The organism is Runella sp. (assembly GCF_027484545.1).
In the GTDB taxonomy this organism is placed as follows: domain Bacteria; phylum Bacteroidota; class Bacteroidia; order Cytophagales; family Spirosomataceae; genus Runella.
The window spans coordinates 1-19,784 of record NZ_JAIXST010000228.1 but is presented as its reverse complement, the minus strand read 5'-3'; the positions used below and the strand labels follow the sequence as shown (position 1 = coordinate 19,784).

The window sequence follows — 19,784 nt, the reverse complement described above, 5'->3', positions numbered from 1 at the left end:
CATATCGGTTGCGTACGCTGTATTTTTTAATCATAAAAATGGCCTTAAAAACTTATAAAAAAAATATCGGCGAGTAATTTCATTGTGGCTTTGCGAAAAGCAACTTCGGCGAGGCTTGGAGCCTCGCCGAAGTTCGAGAAATTATCTCTTTTATTATTTTGACTTGTTTTCCAAGTATCCCGCATCCAACATCCAATCAGCCATTCGCTGCGGCCACGTTTGCAGGGTTTTGAGGGGGGTACGCTTGCCCATATTAAATCCGTGATTTCCTTTCGCATAAATATGCACTTCAATGGGCACCTTCGCTTCCCGGTATTTGCGTAACAAATCCACGACCGGACCTGCACAGCAGGGATCTTCGTTAGCGACTAAAGCAAACGCAGGTGGTGCATCGCTTGGCACCGTACCCGGAATATACAATGGTCCGGGATAGATCAACATCTGAAAACTGGGTTTTCCGCTCAATCGGTCAATGGCATCAGGGGCTGTAGGGGCGCCTTTTCCGCTAACGTAAGCAACCAACGCCACCGTTTCTCCACCGGCTGAAAAGCCCAACATCCCAACGCGACTGGTATCTATACCCCATTCGGAAGCGCGGTTTCGCACCAAACGAATGGCTCGGTGCGCATCTTCCCGAACGTGCGTTTCTAACTTATAAGGCGAATTAGGTTCCCGCGTCAAACGATATTTGAGCACAAATGCCGTTACTCCAATGCTGTTCAGGTATTCAGCTGCGTCTTTCCCTTCCGACGTTATCACCAATTGATTATGCCCGCCGCCCGGACAAACGATGACCGCCGTCCCGTTGGCTTTGTCTTTAGGGGGCAAATAGACCGTTATCGACGGATTATGAATGTTTTTCACCCACCAATCTTTGGCCTGTTCGGGTTCATTTCTGCGGTTTTCAAAACCGGGCGCGCCTTTTTCCCATAGTGGAATCACGGCAGGAGTTTGTTGCGCCAAGGCAGCAAAAGGTGCCAAAAATAACGAGAGAATGAGTTTTTTCATGGATTCAGAAGATGCCTAAGAATCGTTTTTTGTATACGTTCTTCAACTCTTTTTCAAACAAAGTATAAGGGTCATTGTAAAAACTCAGGAAATCAGGCACGCTCGTATGGCCAGGAAAGGGCGCATAGTAATGCGTGGGACTGCGAATGTCATTGCGCCACACCAATACATACGACAGTCTCATTTTTTCGGCTTTGAGGGCTTTCAAAAGCGTTTCGGTCCACCAAGTCGAGTTGGGAATGGATTCCAATCCCGTTTCGGTAAAGGCCGCTAATTTGTTGGCTTTTTGGGCGTAATCCGACACAATTTTCAGTTTTTTAATACCCGCTTCTACATTGTATTTCCCATCTCTGCCAAAATCTCCGTAGTTGTCCATTCCCACCATGTCTACCCACTCATCGCCCGGGTAGCGCTCCAAAAACTCTTCTTCGGTTGTAAATTTATTGTCGGGAGAAAAGGTATAAATGAAATTATGAACACCCAGACTGTCGCGCAAATACAAAACCGTAAACTGCCAAACAGCGATAAAATCTTCGCGACTGCAATGCGGTTTTCCCCACCAGAACCAACCGCCGTCAAACTCGTGAAAAGGACGAAAAATCATCGGAGCCAACGTGCCGTCATTTCCCTGTACAGACTTTGCAAAATCGCCGACCGTACGTAAAATCTCTTTGTACTTTTCGTGATGCGAGCCTCCCGGTTTTATCAGGGAAATGGCAGGTGCTGATACCGTATCTATCCAATAAAATCCTCCTTTGGAAGCAGGATTGGAAAAATGCCACGCCACCGTCGTGATGCCTCCTCGGTTGTAGGTGTCCACTACATTCTTTTTCAATGCCGCAACCGTTTGGTCAATCACCGCTTTGGGTCTGCCCGAAAAACCGCTGAAATCTACGCCAATTACGGCGGGGTGCGAACCGGTTACTGATTTCACATCCGAGCGATCCTTTTCACCTGCCCAACCGTGGCCGTATTCGGTGGCGTGTTGGTGACCGAAAAGAATGTGCTTTTTTGACGTTTTTTTCAGGAAACGATACAATGCTTTGGTTTCTTTGGTAGCGTTTTTGTCAATTTGGGCACTGCCCGCATTCGCAAGTAACCACATAAACAGGTATAAAAACACATCCTTTTTAGTCATCCTCTTACACTATTTATTTTCTACCCCTACCCCACGCTAAAGCATGGGGCTATTCATTTTACCCCACTATTCATTTTACCCTAAAGCATGGGGCTATTCATGTTCAAAATCTCCTCAATTTTCGAGAGCTCTTCCAGACTGAAAAATTGATTATCAAGGCATTTCAATGAATCATGTAATTGAGAAACCCGGCTTGCTCCAATCAGTACGGACGTAACACGCTCATCTTTCAGCAACCACGCCAACGCCATTTGAGCCAATGTCTGTCCGCGTTCGACGGCCAACGCATTGAGTTTTTCGATTTTTTGAAGCGTTTCAGGGGTAATTTGGCTCGTTTTCAGAAAGCCGTGTTCTTTGGCCGCCCGTGAGTCACTCGGGATTCCTTTCAGGTATTTATCGGTCAGAAGGCCTTGCGCCAACGGTGAAAAAGGAATACATCCAACGCCCGTTTCTCCCAACACATCCATCAGACCGCCTTCTACCCACCGTTCAAACATCGAATATTTGGGTTGATGAATGAGACATGGCGTTCCCAATTCCTTTAAAATCTGAATGGCTTTGGCCGAATCTTCGGCTGAATAGTTTGAAATACCCACGTACAGCGCCTTCCCTTGACGTACAATGCTGTCCAAAGCACCCATTGTTTCTTCCAATGGTGTGTTAGGGTCAGGTCGGTGCGAATAAAAAATATCCACGTAATCCAAGCCCATGCGTTTGAGACTTTGGTCGCAGCTTGCCATGACGTATTTCCGCGAGCCCCATTCACCATACGGCCCAGGCCACATCAGATAACCCGCTTTGGAGGAAATAATGAGTTCGTCGCGATACGCCGCGAAGTCTTTTTTGAGCAATAGTCCCAAATTTTCTTCAGCTGAGCCCGGCGGCGGACCGTAGTTGTTGGCTAAATCGAAATGGGTAATGCCCGCGTCAAAAGCGGTACGAAGGATAGCGCGGTAGTTTTCAAACACATCGACACCTCCGAAATTATGCCATAAGCCCAGCGAAATCGCGGGCAATTTGAGTCCACTTTTGCCGCAACGGCGGTAGGTCATGCGCTCATAGCGAGCGTGATGGGGTACGTAAGTCATAGATTTTTATGCGGTTAATAATTTTACTCAAACTTTTGCCCAACCGTTTTTCCTTTCCAATCATCGGTGCGAAAAGGGCTGGCTGGAAGTCCGTCGCTGTTGAATAAATTGGCATCATCGGGAGAGTCGGCCCATGCGTAGCGCACTGCCACGGGTTTTTGACCTTTCGGGTGATACACTTCTACTTTGTACCCAATAATTTCGGCCTTGGCGTAGTAAAACACTTTGTCCTCGCCCGCAATTTCAAACCCTTTAACGTAGCCAAATTTATCTTGTGCCATCAATCCTTCCCCTGCAAAATCAAACGTAATCATGGCTCTATCTTCCTCAAATTCAACTGATTTGTACATAGGTCCCGAATGCAACACTTCCTGCTCGAAATCAAATTTAAGAGCATTCAATGCCAAACGATGCCCCACGTCCTGTTTGTTGGTGGGGTGAATATCTTTGGGATTTCCGATGTCGGTAATGACGGCCATCCCCGTTTTGGGAAGACTCAACGTCATGGTTTGCGCTTCACGAAGTTCGGCCCAATTACTGCCTTGGTTGCTGTTTTGATACCCGCCATAATTGGCCAATTGGACAAAATAAAAGGAAAATTCATCGCCCCAACGTTGCCGCCAATCATTGATCATCAACGGGAACGTTTGACGATACTGATACGCCCGCCCTGCGTTTGACTCGCCTTGATACCACAGGGAGCCGCGAATAGCAAAGGGTGCCAACGGGGCAATCATGCCGTTATAAATCGTGGTTCCTACGTTATTGCTGCTGTGGATATAAGTATGAGATTCTGCAAAAGACGGCATCAGATACCAGCCGTTAGCCAAACTCAGTTTGCTGTCTTTGGAGCTCACAAACAAATCATCAGGCGACCCATTGACGCCCAATCCATACCATGGAAACTGCACCATGTTGCCGAACTTGACCACTAATTGATTGTTACCACTTTTCCAGGTATTGGCAGGTAAGGTGATTTTGCGCGTACCTTCCACAATTCCCTGCGACACTAATTGGCCATTGATATAAATTTCATTGAAACTGTCCTGAATTCCCAAACCTAAAATTGTGGGTTGGTTGACCATTTCTTCCGAAATCTCGACGGTACGCGCCATATACCCTTTGCCACGAAACATCCAAATTCCTTTCCAATCCCATTGCCCCAGCGGACTGCCGGCATTGAGCCATTTCGAGAAATCATAGCCTGCTTCGGTGTATTTTTTCTCGTCGGCCAACGTCGGAGTTCCCTTACTTTTCAATAATTCCTTTCTTGTCTTTAGGTCAAGAATGGCGTCGGCTTCTTCCCAGGTTTTGGGTAAATTTTCAGCTACGGGTTTTAATTCTTCATTGGTCAACATAGCTTCTTTACTAATCCAACCTTCCACCTGCGACCCGCCCCACGACGAATGCAGAAGCCCGACCGGAATCTTCAATTTTTGATACAACTCCCGGGCAAAGAAAAAACCAACTGCCGTAAAGTTTCCGACATTTTCCTCATTACAAATCTTCCAATCGCCCGAAGTTAGGTCCGTTTGTGGTTGCATGGTGACATCGTGTGCGACAAAAAAGTGCCGTATTTGCGAAAAATCAGCATTTTTCTTTTCCTCTTTGAAATTATCGGCTTGTCGAACAGGCCATTCCATATTTGATTGTCCGGAGCAAAGCCACACTTCCCCCATCAAAATATCATTGACTTCCAATTTGCCGGATTTAGCCATAACGATCATTTGGTGCGGGCCGCCTGCTTCCATGGGCGTAAATTTTACTGTCCATTTCCCGGAAGCATCGGCCGTTGCAATTTGCTTTTGCCCTGCCAAGGTCACCGTTACCTTTTCTTTTGGCTTAGCCCAACCCCAGACGGGAACCGGTTTTTGACGTTGTAGCACCACGTGGTCAGAAAATAAACGGGCAAGTTTGAGTTGAGCAAAACTTTGAATTTGAATAAAAAGAAAGCAAAGAATAAATAGTTTTTTCATTGTCAGATTGAGGAGAAGGAGATTTTTGTAGATTTAGATTAGTGCACTCTTGCGAAGTATGGCAATGGTACACTGTGTCAATCACTCTACTACTAAAGCGATGTTAGCTGATATAGTTTTTGTTAATCATTTCTTTTAGTTCATTTATTGTGGGTTCAGTCCCGTTAATTTTTCTGTGTAACATAGAATGGCAATTAGGGCAAACAGGAATTAAATCGTTCTTGTAATCTACTTTATATTCTTTCCCTATTTTATAAATAGGTATCAAATGGTGGATATGTATAAATTCATTGCCAATAGAACCATACTTTTCAGAAAAGTTAAGTCCACATACTTTACAATTCAGCCCGTGAAATTCAATACATTTTTTTCGTGCAATTGAGCTCCTTTCATATTTGTTTACAAGTATTTGTTTTTTAATACCTTCAAATTCAACTATCTCTCCATCTATAATCTCTGGAAAAATTTCTGTCTGATAATTGTTAGAAAAATTTGAATTTATATAGGTTAATAAATTTTGTTTAGTTTTTACTGGACCTTGTGGTGCGGCATTTAATCCATTCGCTTTCAGGTTATCAAAACTTAACTTTTGATTGTAAATTTGGTCTATAAGTTTTAGCCTCATAAACTTTCCATCAATTGATTTTTGGTATTCCTTCTTTTCTTTCCAGTACTCTTTATCGTCTCTAATATTTGGATAAAATAAATTAATTTTTTCTACAATATGTATTGTACCATACTTATCGGTCTCGTCGAATATATAAATACTATATCTCCAATTTCAAAATTTGCATGCCCTTGTCGCCAGTCAATGAATGAAAAATGTTCAAAAGATGACGTATGATCATACATTTGAGAGTTTGCTGAAATTATCCAATTAGTCATTCGGTATCAGTTTTTCCTTATTCTACCTAAAGAGTTGATTGACATCAAGACTTGATCACTTATATTCTAAAAGCGCTTTCTTAAAGTATTTTCCTTGTCTGGTAGGCGTAAAGTTCCAATCCGAAAACATGCGCGGAGCCCAGCGGTCATCAAATACCCACCCTACCCAACTGATACCGCGCTCGGCAGTGTACTTAGTAATCGTATCGCCGTAGGATTCATCGCTGATCACAGGGACGTGCGCTCCCACTTCTTCCGCTCCCGAAAAGCCTATTTCGGTCAGTAAAAGTGGATATTTTGAGGCTACAAAACCCCAATCTTCCGTCCATTTATCCTCCCAAGGCTTTCCGCCGTTTTTCATCGGATAGGGGTGACTTACGTAGGCAATGCCAGGCGCATTGATGGGATTGTTTTTCACGGGTGTCAAATCATAGGCCCAGTTGAATCCCGCCACCAACGGAATCGCCTCGTTGCCGTGGGTACGGATGATGCCAATCATCTCTTCATTCAATTCTTTCCATTGCTCCCACGTACATGTCCCCAACTTTCCACCGGCTATGGTGGGTTCATTAAATAATTCAAAAAAAGCCACAGTCGTGTTGCCCTTAAAATGCTCCGCCATTCTCCGCCAAAAATCGAAGGTTTCTTTTTGGGTGGTATCATACATGTCTGCTTGGTACATTTCAGTACGCAGATTACCTATGGAATGCCAGTCAATGATGACATACATTCCCAATTCTGCGGCCCATTTTACACCCTCGTCCAGTAATTCTAAGTAATCCTCTTTTCCCCGTCTTCGCCACGCGGCAGGATGAACGGGGAAACGGACAATGTTGGCTCCCCAATTTTTGACTTCCTGAAAAAATGCTTTGCTCCAATGTCCTTTGGTGTGCAGATTATCGGGATCGGCTACGTTAAGTCCCCTGAATACAACCGCTTTGCCATCTTCGGTCACGAATTTATTTCCCTCTACCTTAATTTTTTTGAGGGTGTTTTGGGCAAAAAGGGCTGCACTGAAGAGAATGCCAAAAGTCAGAAACAATAGGTGTGTTTGTAATTTCAACATTAGGAACATTCATTAGATTCTTTTCAAAATTTCCATGCAGGCACGGGCATTGTGGTACGGGCATTTCCAAAATCCGATGCGGTCTTCGTTCTTCATAGGTGACATATCGTCGTACACGCCCCAATTCCACTCGCCGATTTCGGTGTTGATAAGGTACATTTTGGCAAACTCCCAAAGACGTTCTACATAGCGTAGATAACGCGCTTCCCCACTCAATTGAAAAGCATTAAAATACCCAACCATACCCTCCGCTGTCACCCACCATTCGCGGTGCGTATCCCAATGTTGAGTGGTATGGTCAAATTCATGGTTTAAACTTCCGTCTTCGTTGAAACCTTCAGCGGCTGCATCCGCCATGCGAAGCGCGATGAATTTCCATTTTCTCAAAAGAGTTTCATCGTGTAAAACCTCGGCAGCTTCGTACAACAGCCACGACGCTTCAATGTAGTGCCCAAAGGAAACGGCGGCCGACTGAGGATTCCATTTTGCGTCAAAAAACAGCTTCATGTGACTGGTTTGGGGGTCAATGATGTATTTTTCAAACACCTCCAATAAATGCCGAATCCGCGCTTCCACCCGTTCATTAGGCCATACCCGATACAGATTGACGTAAGCTTCGATGATGTGAAGATGCGTATTCATCGTTTTGGGGTCGTTGCGGTCTTTTTCACTCAGGCGCAGGTCTTGGAGCAGTTGCCAATCCTGCGTAAATGCCTCCCAATAACCGCCATGTTCAGGATCAAAACTGTGCTTTTCAATCAGTTCAAACAGCTCAACGGCAAAATCCAAGGCTTCGGGATTGTCTGTGGCTCGGTAATATTCCGTCAAACCATACATTGTAAAGGCCAAGCCATAAATCTGTTTGCGGGTACTCAACGGTTTTCCCTGCGCATCCACCGACCAATATACACCGCCATGAAGCGTGTCTCGAAAATGTTGATTGATGTAGTGATAACCTCGATTGGCGATTTCGAGAGATTCACCGAAATCAGCATTAAAAGCAGCCGAAAAGGCCCATAAAATGCGGGCGTTGAGTACGCTACCTTTCTCTGCTTCGGGGTGAACAGTACCATCGAAGTCCATTTTCCCAATAAAACCACCGTTGATTGAGTCGAGGGAATACGTTTCCCAAAAGGAAAGAATTCGGGTTAATTCTTTCTGAATTTCCTGTTTATAAGTCTGAAGTAAAAGGTGCATTCCGAATTTGAAAACGCTTAAAATACGTTATATTTGAGTTTAAAATCCTGTTGAATGATGAATATTACCGTTGAAAAAATTTTGGAACGGCCCGATGCTAAGTTATTGATGGATAAAGTAAATTACTTTTTATCTGCCGAATACCAAAAACGCATGGCTTTCCGCGAATGGCTGGATGAAGACAAAAAAGCGGAATTTATTAATGGTGAGGTCATTATGCACTCTCCCGTGAAGCGTAAGCATTGGTCATCTTCCAGCCATTTAACATTTCTGTTAGAATTTTATGTACGTTTAAACGACTTAGGAGAAATCGCTGTCGAGAAGGCATTAATAGAGCTTACCCGCAACGATTATGAACCCGACATTTGTTTTTGGTTAAAAGAGAAAACAAAGGGTTTCTCCAATGACCAAATGATTTTTCCTGCCCCTGATTTTGTGGTAGAAATCCTGTCCAGAAGCACTGCCAAAAATGATCGCACAATTAAACATCAAGATTACGCTGCCCACGGAATCCGAGAATACTGGATTATTGATCCCAATCGCCAACTCATTGACCAATTCATTTTAATTGGCAATGATACCGAATATATGCCTGCCAAAACGCATTTAATCAGTCAAGACATCAAAAGTTTCATGATTGAAGGTTTTGAGATTCCCGTTGCTGCTGTTTTTGACGAACAAATCAATAAAACAACGTTACAGGAACTGATGAAACCCAAGCAAGGATAGACTTGAAAAGTATTGGGGACTTTCCAAGTCTGCTGACTACATTGCCTTTACTGCTTTCTTGTGCCCACCAAATACGCTAAATTCTTCTCAATCAACCCTTTCAATCGCTCTACCGAAGCTGCCGAGCGCAGGCCGTCAGCGGGCGTATTGATGCAGTAATCCACCAATTTATCAATCGTACTCGTGGCTACGTGCATCCGCGTATCGGACGAAGCGTAATAGATGAACACCGTGCCGTCGTCGTCCAAAATCCAGCCGTTGGAGAAAGTTACGTTAGAAACATCCCCCACTCTTTCGTAGCCGTCGGGCGCAATGAAATAGCCAGCAGGTTTATAAATGACCTTGGTTAAATTCTCTAAATCAGTCATGAACATATACAATACATAGCGCAGTCCAGCCGCCGTGTTGCGTACTCCGTGCGCTAAGTGTAACCAGCCTTTGTCGGTTTTGAGGGGAGCCGGGCCTTGTCCGTTTTTGACTTCATACACCGTGTGGTAGCTTTTTTCGTCCACAATAAATTCTTTGTCTACCACCGCATTTTCCATCGAATCCGTAAAACCCAAACCAATGCCCCCGCCCGTTCCTGCTTCAATAAAACCATCCTGCGGACGCGTATACAGCGCGTATTTTCCGTTCACAAATTCCGGATGAAGTACTACGTTGCGCTGTTGCGGCGAAGGCGTTTTTAAGTCCGGCAAGCGCTCCCACGTTTTCAAATCTTTGGTACGCGCTATCCCACATTGCGCTACGGCCGAACTTTCATCGCCTTTTTTGGCATTGGGGTCTTTGCGCTCGGTACAAAACAGACCATAAACCCAACCGTCTTCGTGCGCTACCAATCGCATATCATACACGTTTCCGTCGGGCACGTCTGACTCGGGCATGGTAATGGGAAAATCCCAAAAACGAAAATTATCAACACCGTTGGGACTTTCGGCAATGGCAAAAAAGGATTTGCGATCTACTCCTTCTACCCTTACGGATAATAGATATCTACCGTTCCACTTGATAGCCCCCGCGTTGAAAGCAGCATTGATTCCGAAACGTTCCATCAGATGCGGGTTTGTTTCCGGATTCAAATCATACCGCCAAAACAGAGGGGCATGAGCAGCTGTCAACACGGGGTTTTCGTAACGGTCATATATTCCGTTCCCTAATTTTTCTTTGGCATTTTTTTGGATAACCAATTCGTTATAAGCCGTTTCTAAGGCCGAAAGACGATTTTTAAAATAAGTCATTATGATAGGTAATAAGTCATAGGTTTCAACAAAAACAGGTCAATCCATACTTGGCACTCCGCTAAGCGCTTGGCAGTTTTTTGTACCAGGTTTTCCACAAAATGAAAACACAAACGGCCAATATTGTCGCGGTAATGAAACCCTGCATGGGCATCAATAGCACCACAAAAACGGGCAACGACGTAATGGCAGTTTGGGCGATGGTCCCAACCACCACATTAAATAGATCCCAACTGAAATTTTTATTTCGTTCAAACGCAGGGTCTTCTTTCAGCACTGCGTCATGAATCGGCCCCCAAAATCCCCACGGGCGAACATTGCGGTAAAATTTCTTCAGCACTTCTCTATCGGTTGGTGGTGTCAGCAAAGAACCGGCTACCGAACCCACCGCCGATAACACTAAAATCAAGGGGAAATAATACAAGGGCAACGTATCGGGAAAAACATACGGTAAAACCATAGCTGAAATAATCCCTGCCGCCATACCCCAGAAAAAACCCGACCCATTGAAGCGCCACCAATGCCATTTGAGTACGTTGGCAGCTACATACCCACCGTAGAGAGCTCCCACAATCCACTGCAAAACACTGTTGACGTCTTTGGCAAAAATACCCAACACAATGCTGATCGCGACGACCACAATACCGACCAGATAATTAACCCGACTGATTTCCCGGTTAGTTGCTTTGGGTTTGATGGATTTGAGGTAAATATCGTTCACAATGTAGGCTTGGGCGGCGTTGAGCGTGCCGGCAAAAGTCCCCATAAAAGCCGCCATTAATTCAACCAAAAACAGCCCTAACAGACCCGCAGGAGCAAATTTGAGAATAGCGGCGGGCAAAATACGTTCAAAATCAACGCCGCCCGAAGCCGTTTGGATGTTAAGGTCATTATAGTACAAAAGTCCCAAAACGGTAAAACCAATGATCATGAAATAGCGCGTGGGCAGCAACACGATATTGACAAACATACTCATAAGCGCCGCATCACGGGGCGACTTGGTAGAAAGGATTTTTTGCATGTCATAGTTGGGTGCCGGACCGGCAATACTTGCCAAAATCCCCTTGGCCAACATGAGCGAAAAAAACATCCCGAACGGACTGTATTTATCATCCGTAATTTTTTGGTTTACGTCAGCAATGATGTTTGACCAATCCAAATTCAAGTTCCAGCCGAAGAAGATTTTGGACCAATCGGGTGGTACATTGAGCGTTTGCCCCGAGAGTTCACTCATAGCAATGATGCCAATGGACACCGAGCCCAATGCCATGAGTCCGTACTGTATCACATCCGCCCACACAATGCTTGACATTCCGCCCATAACGGAATAAAACACCGCAAAAAGGGTAAAGATGATGCCGTAAAAATGAGGCACAAACTCAGGAGAAACATGAAACGGTACATACGGAGCAACGGAGGAAAACGGGAGAAAGATTTCGATAAATTTCCCTAAACCAATAAAGCCGTACGCCATGAAACCAAAGCAACTCAAGAGCGCAAAAGCGATGATGATTTTATGGGCCATTTGGGCATCTTTCTTCGTCCCGAAGCGCGTAAGCATCCACTCCGCCCCCGTCGACGCCCCCGACCGGCGCAGCCATACTGCTAAATAGACAAACAAAAACACTTGGTTAAAAACGGGCCAAAGCCACACCAACCAAATACTTTTCAGGCCATACACAAACATAATGGACACCATCCAAATAGTGCCCGAAATATCAAACATGCCCGACGCATTGGAAATCCCCAACATCCACCATGGCAGGGTATTTCCGCCCAGCATATAGTCGTTTTTACTGCGTTGGGCGCGTTTTTTCATGATGATTCCGATGGCCGAAATCACTATCAGATACAGTGCGATAACTAAAAAATCAAGTCCTTGTATTTTCATAGATTACTTCTCTTTTCCGAAATGGCAGATATGGTTTAGTTGTTTTGGTAGAAGCGTTGGTCGGCGGTTTTTCTTTCCAACCACACTTTACCGGATTGAATCATTTTCATAAAGTCAGCCGCACTTTTCTGACCTTCAAACGGTGCGTAATAATGGTCCGGGCGACCGTTACGCCACACCAAAAAATACGATAGTTTGGTATCCTGCACCACGGGCAATACAATGTTGGTCCACCAATTGGCTTCCGAGACTTTTTCCAATCCCATTTCAGTCACGGCGCAGGGCTTGTCGTTTTCGGTGGCAATTTCCTGTAAGGTCGTAACCATTCTTTGAAAGTCGGCTTTGAAAGCTTCGTTGGTCGCGGGTGCATTGCGATGATACAGGTCAAAACCGACCAAATCCACCCACTCATTACCCGGGTATCGTTCTAAATAATGCTCTTTGGACGTAAAGCGGTCGGTCGAATACGCGATGAGCAGGTTGTGAACTTTCTTCTTTTTCTGGAGGTATTTCACCGTCATTTGCCAAAACTCTTTGTACTCATCAGGACTGCAATGCCCAGCACCCCACCAAAACCAACTGCCAGTATGTTCATGGTAAGGACGGTAAATAATGGGCACCAAGGTGCCGTCAGGTATTTGTAAACTTTTGAAGAAAACGGCGGCTTTATCGAGCCATTTTTTGTAAGATTTGAGGCTTTTTTTATCATTCAACACCCGTTTGATGGTCGAATCAACTTTATCCCACGTCGTTTTAGAGGGGTCAATTGGATTATTCGGATGCCAACTGATGGTGTTAATACCGCCTCTTCGATAGTGCTGCACAATGCGTTTTTTCATCAAATCAAACGGTACTCCGTCCAGATTTCGAGAACTGTCAAACTCCATTCTTCCTAAGTCCCAGCCAATGACGGCGGGAAATTCACCCGAAACTGTTTTTACATCCGAACGATTTTCTTCGCCCATCCAACGCGTTGAATCACGGTTCAGTCCATACGCCAAACCATCCTGATGTCCAAACAGTACGCCTTGTTTTTGTATTCGTTTTAAATTGGTATAGAGGGATTGGGTTTCCTTCGTGGCTTTCCTGTCAATCTGAGAAAACGCCCGAATAAAAGGCATAAGGAGAACAAGCAGAAGGAGAGGTCTTTGCATAGGGGTTTGATTTTTGGGTTTTGTAAAAAATTAGGGATGGGTAGCTACCCACCCCTAATCTATGCAATAACAATCTATCTATGATGAAAAAAACACTACTGTTCGGTTGTACGATACAGGAATTGTACCCAAAAAATGGTACTATTCTCTTCGTAATTTGTTACAAAGTAACAGATTCGCCTCCGCAGTTTTATAATACTATTTTACCCATTCATTGTATTATTCCGTCAAAAAACCGAAGTTTATTTAATGAAGCTATCTACATTATTTTTATTGATTTCTATAATGCCCGTATTGACCGAATACGGCAGCGCGTGGCTTCCTGCCTGAATGTAGTTTTTGGGAAAGGCATTGACATTGTGAACCATATCAAATAAAAATTGCGCCCCGTACCACACAAACGTTTCTCGTTTTTGCTCCACTAAAAATTGCAACACGCCTTCTTTCAACAATTTAAGCAATATCGGACTGGCATCTACATTGGTACCGATGACTTTTCCCACGCGGTTCATTTCTTTAATTCCCAAACCAATTCCCGGGCCTGTTTCGGAGGTGAAACCAGCAATGGCAACCAAATCCTGGTAACTGCTCATCAAATCAGAGGTGATGCGTGCCGTTTCTTCCGTTGAATTATGGGTTTCAAATTTTCCCAAAAATTGAAGATTGGAATACTTTTTTAACGCCTCCTGTAACCCCCTGAAACCTTCTTCTTGGTTGCTCTGACCCAATATCCCCACGCAAGCTACTTTCCCTTTTTTTCCATTGGCCAATTTCCCAATAGCTTCTCCCTGTTTCAAACCCATCTGATACCAATCCGACCCCAAAAAGCAATGCCGTTTGCTCGGAATCTCTGAATCATAAACGACGGTCGGAATACCAGCTTCCACGGCTTTGTTGATGGCATTGGCTATTGCTAAATCGGTACCGTTGATGAGCATTCCTGCGGGTTTTGTGGCAATTACCTGCTCTATCGCTTCAATTTGTGCGGGCACACTCCAGTCGGTAGGCCCCACAATACTCACTTTCACGCCTCGTGCCTTTCCCCAAGCTTTAAACGCCGCCTGGTCGTGGGTGACAAACAAGGGCAAGCTCGTCGCCGTAGTCACCATGACGTATTCTTCGTCGACGTTGGCGCCTCGGTCATGGCATAATCAGCCTCATTGACAACGCCGATTTTAGCGGCTGTTTTATCACGAGGCGGGCCTTCGCAGGACGATAATGCCCAGCCCCCTAACCCAGCAACGGCTGCCGCCCAAAGGGGGAACAATAAAGAAATTGTTTTTTTTATTCCCCCATTGGGACGGGTGGTGCGCCACTGCGACGCCGCGCGGGTTAGGGGGCTGCGCTTTTGTACCACAATATCAAACCAAATAGCCAAAATCAGAATAGCTCCCAAAATAATTTCCTGCCAATAACCCGACACTCTTGACAGCACCATGACGTTGGAAATAATGCCCATAAAAACCGTTCCCAGCAACGCTCCAACAATTCGGCCTTGTCCTCCTGCCAAACTGGCTCCGCCCAAAATCACGGCTGTAATTACCCGTAACTCCATGCCTTTCCCAATGGAAGCAATGGCAGAACCCAAGCGAGAAGCAATTAAAATTCCAGCGATTCCTGCCAAAAATGCGGAAAGAATAAAAGCGTAATGCTTCATTTTGCGGACTCTGATTCCGGACAAATCGGCCGCTTTTTCGTTGCCGCCAATGTAATAAAAGCGACGAAAGAAAACGGTGCGGGTTGTCAGTACATGGAAAATCAACACAAGGGCCAACATCCACCAAATGGGCGACTGGATTTTCAGCAGTTTACTTTGACCGATATAAATGAATTCATAGGGCAGATCTTGAATACCGGCCCCAGCAATCATCAAGGCCAAGCCCCGTACCATGCCCATCGTTGCCAACGTTTGTATCAACGGATTTACGCCTACTTTGGCAATAAAATACCCATTAACCCAACCCACGGCCAAAGAAGCCAATAAGCCCGCCAACACAGCAATCGGCATTGAAATACCCATGTTCATCATCAAATAGGTCGCTAAACCACCCGACAACGCCACCACCGAACCTACCGAAAGATCAAAAACCCCCGTAATCATCAACACCATCATCCCCACCGCCACAATGGTTTCAATGGAGACATTGAGCAGGATTTGGCTAAAATTCTCAAACGTGGGAAACTGTTGGGGAAAGGCAATCGACGCCCCAATACACACCAATAAAATGAGCACAAATAAGGTAAAAATTCGGTCTTGCAGGTATTTCATTTTCTATTATTTGATTACTGATTGAACACAGATTGAACAGATGTAACGGATTTGAACTGATAAAAAGACCCGTTCAAATCTGTTACATCCGTTTTATCCGTGTGCTATTTGTCACTCTCTTCACCCGAGGCCAAGGCCAAAATCCGCCCTTCGGTAGCTTCCGAGCGGCTCAATTCACCAACAATTTTTCCGTGATAAACCACCAGAATTCTGTCCGCCAACGCAAGCACTTCAGGCAATTCGCTTGAAATCAGTAAAATACTGGTGCTGGTCAACGCCATTTTTTTCAACAGTTCGTAAATTTCAAACTTCGCTCCTACATCTACTCCGTGCGTGGGTTCGTCTACTATCAGCAGTTTCGGATTCAGGTGCAACCAACGGGCCAATACGCACTTTTGCTGATTTCCACCGCTTAATAACCTAACTTTCTGCGAAACAGTAGGTGTTTGAATACGAAGGTCTTCTTTGAATTGAGTCGCAATTTGTTGCTTCTCTTGGTCTGAAATGGCTTGTTTTCCCAAAAACCTGCCCGCCACAATATTCTCCTGCACACTCATGTCCAAAAAAAGCCCCTGATTTTTTCGGTCTTCGGGCACGTAACCTATCCCGTAGGCAATGGCATCGGCAGGATGATGAATGCTGCACAATTGTCCGTCGAGCCACACACTGCCACCAGTTTTGGCATCAATCCCGAAAATTGCTCGGGCTATTTCGGTGCGTCCTGCTCCTACAAGCCCCGCCAAGGCAACAATCTCGCCTTTTTTAATGTGAAAATTAATATCCTGAAATAAAGCACTTTCCAACTCTTTAACTTCCAACAACGTTTCGGCCTGCGCTGCCGACTCATGCACTATTTTAGCCAAGTCACGCCCAACCATCAATCTGATGAGTTGGGCGGAATTGGTTTCAGAAATAGAGAGGGTAACTTGGTATTTTCCGTCTTTCAGCACCGTGACTCGGTCGGCAATTTCAAAGATTTCGGCCATGCGATGCGAGATATAAATCACCGCAATGCCTTGTTTTTTGAGCTCACGAATCGTTGCAAAAAGTGTATTGATTTCCTGTTCGGAGATACTGGCCGTAGGTTCATCCAAAATCAAAATTCGAGGGTTTTGAGACAAAGCCTTGGCGATTTCTACCATTTGCCGTTCCGCAGGTGATAGCGTTTCTACCCGCGTTTTCGGACTCAAATGAGTTAAATTGGGTTGTTCAAGTAAGGCTTGCGTGTTGGCGTACAGTTGCGGATAATCAATCAATCCCCATTTGGTTTTCGGGTGCCGATTGGCAAAGATATTTTCGGCTATACTCAGCATTTCAATCAACGAACGCTCCTGGTACACAATGGCGATACGGAGTTCACGTGCCTGATTGAAGTTCCTGATTTGCACGGGTTTATTCTCAATGAAAATTTTCCCACCGCTATCCGGTTGCAGATTGCCCGCCAGAATATTCATCAAAGTGCTTTTACCCGCTCCATTTTCACCACAAATCGCATGAACTTCCCCTGCTTCCAACGCAAACGAAACGTCCGAAAGGGCTTTTACGCCGGGGAAGGTTTTGGAGATAGTTTGTAAGGTTAAGATAGCCATTCACTGAGGTTTTTTAGGCGTATAACTTTACCCGTTCGGGCAGATTCATACGCCGCAAAGACCAATTTTACCGTTTCAAAATTGTCATCACCCGTCGTTTCAGCAACTCCCCCCCGTAATCCCTTGAGAATGTCTCGGTTACAATCCACAATACTCGAATGAACTACGGCGTACGCAGGGTCAAGCCAATCGTACAAAACGGGTTTGATTATTTCCGAAAAAGTCCCTTGCCGAGTTGTGGTTTTCAAGACAAAATCGTCGGTCAAATGCAGCGAGCCTTTGGTGCCTTCTACCAAAACCAAGGTTTGGGGAAAAGACTCTTTTTCCAAAATGGACGCATACGACATTTCGGCAAAACAATGCAGACCGCTTTACATTTCCATCAGGCTACGTCTTCGCCTTTGATGGTGGGATTGACTCTTCCAGTCATGCAACGTAAATTGTCTGCTTCGCCGAATAAAAATCGGCACACATCCAAAACGTGTGAGCCAATATCCGTGAGGATAAACTGCTCTAATTCAGCCAAAAAAGGTTGATTATCAAATACTGGAAAACCGGAACAAAAACTAACTCTTGCCTTGAAAGGCTCCCCAATCACACCCGAATGTATGGCTTTTTTAAGGGCTCGGATAGGAGCCTGCCAACGAAAATTTTCGTGAATAAAGAATTTTACCCCCTGTTTCCGACACACTTTTGTCATTTCCTGAGCCAACGCAAAAGATGCCGCCATCGGTTTTTGACAAATAACGTTCACACCACTTTCAGCCGCCATTTTTACAAAAATTGGATGCGTATCAACATCCGTGATGATGTCAATGCAATCCAATTCTTCATTCAGGAGTAAGGATTCTACGTTGTCATAGTACCTTAGAAATCCGGAACTTTTGAGCCATTTCTTCCGCTTTTGACCGCGTTCGATTATAGGCGGCTACAATTTCCACCCCTTCCAGTTCCTGCCAGGCAGGAATCTGGTACCTTGCCCAAAAACCGGTTCCGACGATGGCAATTCTCATAGTTTTGCGTAATTCTTGGCGGCATCGTCCAACACCAATACCCAATCCTGCCCATAACCTGAGTTAGGCGGCGTAAATGCCTGTTGTCCTTTGTTGGCAAACGTTCCCGCTTCTTTGCTCTTGCCGGTACGCGGATCGTACCAAAAAGCGGTTAGGTTAGCGCCCGCTATTTTTCCTAAATTTACGGTAAAGGCCTTTCCTTTCACACTATACACAAAAGCGTAGTCTTTGCCGCGAGTCGCCTGAATCCGGTCATAAACTTCTCCCGATTGCGTCACGACGCTTTGGTCGGGAATTCGGTCGAGCATCGGGCGTGATTCAATCAATTTCCGAAGGTATTGCATTTGACCTGCCGCCGGCAAGTTGATAGCATCGTACCAAGGCATGGCTGCTCCATTGATGCTTTTGCGACCGGGAGCGTACATTTGCCATACATCATGACAGCCGTAGGTATTGCCAAAAGCTCCCGCAAACACATCCAAGTAAGCAGATATACGGCAATCATAAGCATTGGAAAGACCCAGTTCTTTGCTGTTGAAACAAACCGGATGGTCTTCGTAAATCGGTTCTCCGTCAATAGTCGGCTTAATGGGCATGCGGTTATACGCTACCTGAATGCGGTCATACACGGGATTTTCGCGGCAGTGTCCCGTCTGGAACATATTGAAATCGAACCAATTGTCTTGGTGAAACCATTTACCCGAACCGCCGTCGGCCATGTCATTGGGTTGAGGATGAGCGGTGATAAGGGCTTTATTGGGACCTCCAACACCTTCTTCTATACCAGTTGCCATAGCTCGCCATGTGTTTACGTCAGCCTCATTTCGCGGGTTGCGGTCACCCATCATGACCCAAATGATATTTTTTCGGTTTTTGTAGCGATTGCCAATCCATTTGCCATAGATTTTGGCATTTTCGGCATTGAAAACCTCTGGTCCTTCCCCCCAACGTTCTTTGGATAGTTTGTCGCCCCACGTAGGCAACAACGCAATGTACAAACCCAACTCGGCCGCACGGTCAATGATGTAATCTACGTGTTTGAAATAGGCTTCGCGCGGCTTGGTCGGGTCGTTGTTTTCCAATGGAATTTCTCCGTAGGGATTGGGGTCACGAACACCATCCAGCTCGGCCAAAGCCACCGCCTGAATGACGGTAAAGCCTTTTTCAGCCCTGTTTTTGAGGTATTTATCGGCTTCTTCCCGATTCAGTCGGTGAAACAATTCCCAAGCCGTATCGCCCAACCAATAGAAGGGTTTGCCGTTTTCATGCACCAAAAACCGTTTGTTATCTGAAACTTTTAGTGGGCCGTTCGAAACTATGTTCTGGGCAAAGCCAACAGCACTGCCTCCACAGATAGCAAGTGCCAACAAATAAGGGTAAATGTTTTTTTTCATGGTTTCTCAATTTTTGTAAGACTTAAATTGACGGCAGTGCGCGCAAAGTAATGCTATAACAAAAAAATAGACAACGGGGGCAAATGCCTAACTTTGGAGTGACTAAACTCAAAGATTATGTACCTATTTTGCCCAAGTTGTCACAGCAC

General features: G+C 45.2%; 18 protein-coding genes. 1 reads left to right on the top strand and 17 read right to left on the bottom strand.

The annotated features are described in order from the left end of the window. Positions 1-153 precede the first annotated feature (153 nt). The 7 genes from Q0081_RS20980 to Q0081_RS20950 form a co-directional block, all read right to left on the bottom strand. Entirely contained in the window at positions 154-1,008 is an 855-nt protein-coding gene (locus tag Q0081_RS20980; protein WP_298358082.1) for an alpha/beta hydrolase, read from the bottom strand. A gap of 4 nt (positions 1,009-1,012) precedes the next feature. Next, a complete protein-coding gene (locus Q0081_RS20975) occupies positions 1,013-2,113 on the bottom strand; it encodes a glycoside hydrolase family 26 protein (protein WP_298358145.1) in 1,101 nt (366 codons plus the stop codon). A 113-nt stretch (positions 2,114-2,226) separates the two neighbouring features. After that, entirely contained in the window at positions 2,227-3,234 is a 1,008-nt protein-coding gene (gene mgrA / locus Q0081_RS20970) for an L-glyceraldehyde 3-phosphate reductase (RefSeq protein WP_298358080.1), read from the bottom strand. 23 nt (positions 3,235-3,257) lie between these two features. Next, positions 3,258-5,210, bottom strand: coding sequence for a sialate O-acetylesterase (locus tag Q0081_RS20965; RefSeq protein WP_298358078.1), 1,953 nt, complete (start codon positions 5,208-5,210; stop codon positions 3,258-3,260). Between the two features lie 103 nt (positions 5,211-5,313). Then, positions 5,314-5,835 (bottom strand): HNH endonuclease, encoded by a 522-nt coding sequence (locus Q0081_RS20960; RefSeq protein WP_298358075.1) that lies wholly within the window; start codon positions 5,833-5,835, stop codon positions 5,314-5,316. A gap of 315 nt (positions 5,836-6,150) precedes the next feature. After that, positions 6,151-7,161, bottom strand: coding sequence for a glycoside hydrolase family 5 protein (locus Q0081_RS20955; protein WP_298358073.1), 1,011 nt, complete (start codon positions 7,159-7,161; stop codon positions 6,151-6,153). 12 nt (positions 7,162-7,173) lie between these two features. Continuing rightward, positions 7,174-8,358 carry an AGE family epimerase/isomerase gene (locus Q0081_RS20950; RefSeq protein WP_298358071.1) on the bottom strand — a complete coding sequence of 395 codons (1,185 nt, stop codon included), beginning with the start codon at positions 8,356-8,358 and terminating at the stop codon, positions 7,174-7,176. Positions 8,359-8,412: 54 nt separating this feature from the next. Here Q0081_RS20950 and Q0081_RS20945 point away from each other — a divergent pair, with 54 nt between their 5' ends. Next, positions 8,413-9,087 (top strand): Uma2 family endonuclease, encoded by a 675-nt coding sequence (locus Q0081_RS20945; RefSeq protein ID WP_310586516.1) that lies wholly within the window; start codon positions 8,413-8,415, stop codon positions 9,085-9,087. A gap of 47 nt (positions 9,088-9,134) precedes the next feature. On the opposite strand, the gene Q0081_RS20940 is transcribed toward Q0081_RS20945, so the two are convergent. From Q0081_RS20940 to Q0081_RS20895, 10 genes are all read right to left on the bottom strand, one after another. After that, complete coding sequence (locus Q0081_RS20940; RefSeq protein WP_298358069.1) at positions 9,135-10,325, bottom strand: glycosidase; 1,191 nt, start codon at positions 10,323-10,325, stop codon at positions 9,135-9,137. Positions 10,326-10,386: 61 nt separating this feature from the next. Beyond that, positions 10,387-12,216: a sodium:solute symporter family protein gene (locus Q0081_RS20935; RefSeq protein ID WP_298358067.1), complete on the bottom strand. Its 1,830-nt coding sequence runs from the start codon at positions 12,214-12,216 to the stop codon at positions 10,387-10,389. A gap of 35 nt (positions 12,217-12,251) precedes the next feature. After that, entirely contained in the window at positions 12,252-13,370 is a 1,119-nt protein-coding gene (locus tag Q0081_RS20930; RefSeq protein ID WP_298358064.1) for a glycoside hydrolase family 26 protein, read from the bottom strand. Positions 13,371-13,612: 242 nt separating this feature from the next. After that, complete coding sequence (locus Q0081_RS20925) at positions 13,613-14,479, bottom strand: substrate-binding domain-containing protein (protein WP_298358061.1); 867 nt, start codon at positions 14,477-14,479, stop codon at positions 13,613-13,615. Further along, positions 14,473-15,639, bottom strand: a complete 1,167-nt coding sequence (locus Q0081_RS20920) for an ABC transporter permease (RefSeq protein ID WP_298358058.1) — start codon at positions 15,637-15,639, stop codon at positions 14,473-14,475. Before Q0081_RS20920 ends, Q0081_RS20925 begins: the two co-directional genes overlap by 7 nt. Positions 15,640-15,743: 104 nt before the next feature. Continuing rightward, a complete protein-coding gene (locus Q0081_RS20915) occupies positions 15,744-17,228 on the bottom strand; it encodes a sugar ABC transporter ATP-binding protein (protein ID WP_298358055.1) in 1,485 nt (494 codons plus the stop codon). Then, positions 17,216-17,575 (bottom strand): hypothetical protein, encoded by a 360-nt coding sequence (locus Q0081_RS20910; RefSeq protein WP_298358052.1) that lies wholly within the window; start codon positions 17,573-17,575, stop codon positions 17,216-17,218. Before Q0081_RS20910 ends, Q0081_RS20915 begins: the two co-directional genes overlap by 13 nt. Positions 17,576-17,610: 35 nt before the next feature. Next, on the bottom strand, positions 17,611-18,147 hold the full coding sequence (locus Q0081_RS20905) for a Gfo/Idh/MocA family protein (RefSeq protein ID WP_298358138.1): 537 nt from the start codon (positions 18,145-18,147) through the stop codon (positions 17,611-17,613). Then, a complete protein-coding gene (locus tag Q0081_RS20900; protein ID WP_298358049.1) occupies positions 18,086-18,241 on the bottom strand; it encodes a Gfo/Idh/MocA family oxidoreductase in 156 nt (51 codons plus the stop codon). The genes Q0081_RS20905 and Q0081_RS20900 overlap by 62 nt, the downstream gene beginning before the upstream one ends. Then, complete coding sequence (locus Q0081_RS20895; RefSeq protein WP_298358045.1) at positions 18,238-19,635, bottom strand: glycoside hydrolase family 140 protein; 1,398 nt, start codon at positions 19,633-19,635, stop codon at positions 18,238-18,240. Before Q0081_RS20895 ends, Q0081_RS20900 begins: the two co-directional genes overlap by 4 nt. Between the last annotated feature and the right edge of the window lie 149 nt (positions 19,636-19,784).